The 3,974-nt window shown below is 52.1% G+C and carries 4 protein-coding genes, 3 tRNA genes and 2 rRNA genes; all 9 read left to right on the top strand.

Features of this window, described 5'->3' with window-relative positions:
- Positions 1-227 (top strand): 23S ribosomal RNA (locus AO726_RS10265); the annotation flags it as partial.
- 129 nt (positions 228-356) lie between these two features.
- Positions 357-472: ribosomal RNA gene (gene rrf, locus AO726_RS10260) — 5S ribosomal RNA — on the top strand.
- A gap of 133 nt (positions 473-605) precedes the next feature.
- Positions 606-1,568 carry a bifunctional biotin--[acetyl-CoA-carboxylase] ligase/biotin operon repressor BirA gene (gene birA / locus AO726_RS10255; protein WP_058068012.1) on the top strand — a complete coding sequence of 321 codons (963 nt, stop codon included), beginning with the start codon at positions 606-608 and terminating at the stop codon, positions 1,566-1,568.
- Positions 1,558-2,301 (top strand): pantothenate kinase, encoded by a 744-nt coding sequence (locus tag AO726_RS10250; protein ID WP_058068011.1) that lies wholly within the window; start codon positions 1,558-1,560, stop codon positions 2,299-2,301. Before birA ends, AO726_RS10250 begins: the two co-directional genes overlap by 11 nt.
- A gap of 7 nt (positions 2,302-2,308) precedes the next feature.
- Positions 2,309-2,977 carry an SPOR domain-containing protein gene (locus AO726_RS10245; RefSeq protein WP_058068010.1) on the top strand — a complete coding sequence of 223 codons (669 nt, stop codon included), beginning with the start codon at positions 2,309-2,311 and terminating at the stop codon, positions 2,975-2,977.
- Between the two features lie 145 nt (positions 2,978-3,122).
- Positions 3,123-3,207 (top strand) — tRNA-Tyr (locus AO726_RS10240).
- Positions 3,208-3,231: 24 nt separating this feature from the next.
- Positions 3,232-3,305, top strand: a tRNA-Gly gene (locus tag AO726_RS10235).
- 25 nt (positions 3,306-3,330) lie between these two features.
- Positions 3,331-3,406, top strand: a tRNA-Thr gene (locus AO726_RS10230).
- A gap of 83 nt (positions 3,407-3,489) precedes the next feature.
- Positions 3,490-3,974, top strand: a 485-nt coding sequence (locus AO726_RS10225) for a GTP-binding protein (RefSeq protein WP_152987276.1), incomplete at its 3' end; no start/stop codon positions are given.

Raw genomic sequence — 3,974 nt, 5'->3', positions numbered from 1 at the left:
AACCTCTGGTGTTCCGGTTGTCACGCCAGTGGCATTGCCGGGTAGCTATGTTCGGAAGAGATAACCGCTGAAAGCATCTAAGCGGGAAACTTGCCTCAAGATGAGATCTCACTGGAGCCTCGAGCTCCCTAAAGGGCCGTCGAAGACTACGACGTTGATAGGCTGGGTGTGTAAGCGTTGTGAGGCGTTGAGCTAACCAGTACTAATTGCCCGTGAGGCTTGACCATATAACACCCAAACAATTTGTGGTGTCAGACGGTTGAAGTCGACAACAATCCGAAAATTTGCAGCAACTACAAAGCAATCACATACCCAATTCGGGATAACGCCTTAACCGCGATATCCCAGCTGAATCGCTTGACGACCATAGAGCATTGGAACCACCTGATCCCATCCCGAACTCAGTAGTGAAACGATGCATCGCCGATGGTAGTGTGGAGTTTCTCCATGTGAGAGTAGGTCATCGTCAAGCACCTATACCGAAGCCCCCGATCAGGTAACTGATCGGGGGTTTTTCTTTGTCTGTGAAAAATTGCGGTTAGAGCTGTGTAGGCAACTTGGGGGCGCGTCGTTATTATGCGTCCTCTTTTAGGGTTGGGTGGCGCATGCTGGCATTGTTGAAGTTGCTTGAGGATGGTCAGTTCCACTCAGGTGAGGAATTGGGCGCTAGACTCGGGATCAGTCGAGCGGCAGTCTGGAAACAATTGCGGGCATTGGAAGTTGAGCTTTCTGTACCGCTGCACTCAGTTAAAGGCAAGGGGTACCGACTGGCTGAGCCTATCCGGCTGCTTGATTCAGCTGTACTCAATGCGCCTGGTTTGGAGCCTGCTTGGGGGGCTCATGTGTTAGCAACGGTAGATTCGACTAACGCCGAAGCTCAGCGCTTATTGGTTGGCGGGGCCACAGGTGCCTTTTATGTGGTATCCGAGCAGCAGACTAGCGGGAGGGGGCGCAGAGGGCGTGAGTGGGTCAGTCCATTTGGCCTTAATCTTTATTACAGCCTCGTAGTACCTGTTGGAGGGGGCGTTCGCCAGCTTGAAGGGCTAAGTCTTGTTGTGGCCTTGGCTCTATTGCGTGTGGTGAAAGCTCTTGGCGTTGAGGCAGCGGGTCTCAAATGGCCTAATGACATATTGGTCAACAACAAAAAGCTTTCGGGGATACTGCTTGAGCTGTCAGGCGATCCAGCTGATTTGTGTCATGTCGTGATAGGCATCGGGCTGAATGTGAACATGCTTATGGCGGATGATGCGATTACTCAGCCCTGGACATCGCTGAGGCAGGAGTTAGGCCGGGTAATTGATCGTAATGAGTTGGTGCTTTCGATCAATGAGCATTTGGCGCATTACCTCGATGTTCAAATGCAGCATGGGTTTAGTGTGTTGCGCAGCGAGTGGGAGCTTAACCATCTTTGGCAAGGCCAGCAGGTTGCAATTACCGCTGGAGCCGAACCGATTGTCGGGCGTGTTCTGGGGGTGGATGACGCGGGCGCTGTAAGGCTGGCTGTGGATGGAGTCGAACGTAGTTTTAGTGGTGGCGAACTGAGCTTGAGGTTGCGCAATGATTCTTGAGTTGGACTGCGGGAATAGCTTCATAAAGTGGCGCTTGCTTAATGAGCATATGACCTCAGTCGGATGGGGAGTTGTTGATGCAGATGATGCGCTAATCGAGGTTATTGCTCAGAAGCAAATCTCGTTGCGTTATTGTCGAATGGTCAGTGTTCGCAACGATGAGGAGACGTTTGATCTAGCCTCACGGTTGAGGCAGGAGTTGTCTGTTGAGACGTTGCTAGTAAGCCCTACGCAAGAGTTGGGCGGGGTAAAGAATGGCTATGATCAGTTTGATCGACTCGGCTTAGATCGTTGGGTGGCAGTAGTCGGAGCGTTCTCGCTATCGCGCAGGGCGTGCCTAGTGATTGATCTAGGGACTGCGGTTACATCTGATTTTGTAAGTGATTCAGGCGAGCATCTCGGTGGATTTATATGTCCAGGTGTCCCGCTTATGAGGTCGCAGCTGAGAACTCATACGCGAAGAACACGCTATGACGCACTGGAGGCTGCTCAGGCCTTGCGCAGCGTTACGCCGGGGCGTTCGACGGCTGAGGCGGTTGAGCGTGGTTGTTTATTAATGCTGCAGGGTTTTGTTTTGGGGCAAATTGAAATGGCCAGGAGTTTACTTGGCAAAGAATTCGATATTTTCCTGACAGGAGGGGATGCTCCTTTAGTGGCGAGCGTTGCGCCGGCGGCAAAGGTTGTGCCGGATCTTGTTTTTATCGGCCTTGCAATCGCTTGCCCAATTGAGTGAGGTGCGCATGCGCTGGATGTTTTTGTGGTTGGTCGTGTTGAATGTCTTCTACTACGTCTGGCATCAGCAGCAAGTGCCGATGCGTGTTACGGAAATAGCCCCGCTTGAAATGGCCGTATCCGTGGGGCGTGATATTGAGCTGTTGAGTGAATCAGGGCCTGCGCTGCGGCGTAATACGGAGGCTATAGAGTCGCGAGTGGAAGAGGTTTGCTTGTTTTTAGGGAGTTTTGAGAGCGAGGCTGAGGCGCTCTTGCTCGAGCAGCAGCTTTTGAGTTTGGGTGTCAGTGCAGGTGTTGAAATGATAGATGCGGCTGCCGGGGTGGACTATTGGGTGTATATGCCGCCCTTGGCATCGCGGCAGGCATCGCTGCGTCAGTTGAGGGAGTTGCAGGCGCGTAAGATCGACAGTTACATCATAGGACAGGGTGAATTGGTCAATGGGATCTCACTAGGGATATTTCCTAGAAGGGCTTCGGCTGAGCATGTTATGGAGCGTTTGCGCGCTGCTGGATATCAGCCTTTACTGCGCGAGCTCACGCGAAATCATAGAAGTTATTGGGTTCAGGTGCCACCAGAAGGAAGGCGGTTGGCTGATGAGGAGTTAATTGGACGTTTGGCTTTAAACTTCAAAGGCTTAGGGCAGCAATTAATGCCATGCAAGGGATTGCAACAGTGAATTATATTGCATAGAATGGCGCCCGCTTCGCAGGGTGGCCCAGAAGGCTGTGCTGAGAAGATACTGCCAAGTTAGCTAACCTCAAGATTTTAAATGAGAAATTGCTTGACAGTAGGCTGGCGGAGGTTAAAATGCCGCCCCATCTGGAGGGATTCCCGAGTGGCCAAAGGGATCAGACTGTAAATCTGACGTCATCGACTTCGAAGGTTCGAATCCTTCTCCCTCCACCAGATTTAGCGAGAGCTACAGGCTCTGCGGGTATAGTTTAGTGGTAGAACCTCAGCCTTCCAAGCTGATGATGCGGGTTCGATTCCCGCTACCCGCTCCAGGTTTGTTGTTCTGGTAATGTGTTTGCTCATGTAGCTCAGTTGGTAGAGCACACCCTTGGTAAGGGTGAGGTCAGCGGTTCAAGTCCGCTCATGAGCTCCATTCTACAAAGGCAGATATGAGAGTATCTGCCTTTGTTTTATGGCGGTGATACTTGATCCTTTCTTCTCTCGGAGGCAGCCAAAATGGCTAAAGAAAAGTTTGAGCGTAGTAAGCCGCACGTTAACGTCGGCACCATCGGTCACGTTGACCACGGCAAAACCACTCTGACTGCTGCTCTGACTCGTGTCTGCTCCGAAGTGTTCGGTTCGGCTCGTGTTGACTTCGACAAGATCGACAGCGCTCCGGAAGAGAAGGCTCGTGGTATCACTATCAACACTGCGCACGTAGAGTACGATTCCACTATTCGTCACTACGCGCACGTTGACTGCCCGGGTCACGCCGACTACGTAAAAAACATGATCACTGGTGCTGCTCAGATGGACGGCGCTATCCTGGTTTGCTCGGCTGCCGATGGTCCGATGCCGCAAACTCGTGAGCACATCCTGCTGTCCCGTCAGGTAGGTGTTCCGTACATCGTCGTGTTCCTGAACAAGGCTGACATGGTTGATGATGCTGAGCTGCTGGAACTGGTTGAAATGGAAGTGCGTGACCTGCTCAGCACTTACGA

The sequence above is a fragment of the Pseudomonas sp. TTU2014-080ASC genome (assembly GCF_001446935.1).
Taxonomy (GTDB): domain Bacteria; phylum Pseudomonadota; class Gammaproteobacteria; order Pseudomonadales; family Pseudomonadaceae; genus Aquipseudomonas.
This window is presented reverse-complemented; position numbering and strand designations above follow the sequence as displayed.

Coding starts and splice junctions, on each gene's coding strand:
- birA (WP_058068012.1), top strand. CDS start 606: ATGCTGGCATTGTTGAAGTTGCTTGAGGATGGTCAGTTCCACTCAGGT.
- AO726_RS10245 (WP_058068010.1), top strand. CDS start 2,309: ATGCGCTGGATGTTTTTGTGGTTGGTCGTGTTGAATGTCTTCTACTAC.
- AO726_RS10250 (WP_058068011.1), top strand. CDS start 1,558: ATGATTCTTGAGTTGGACTGCGGGAATAGCTTCATAAAGTGGCGCTTG.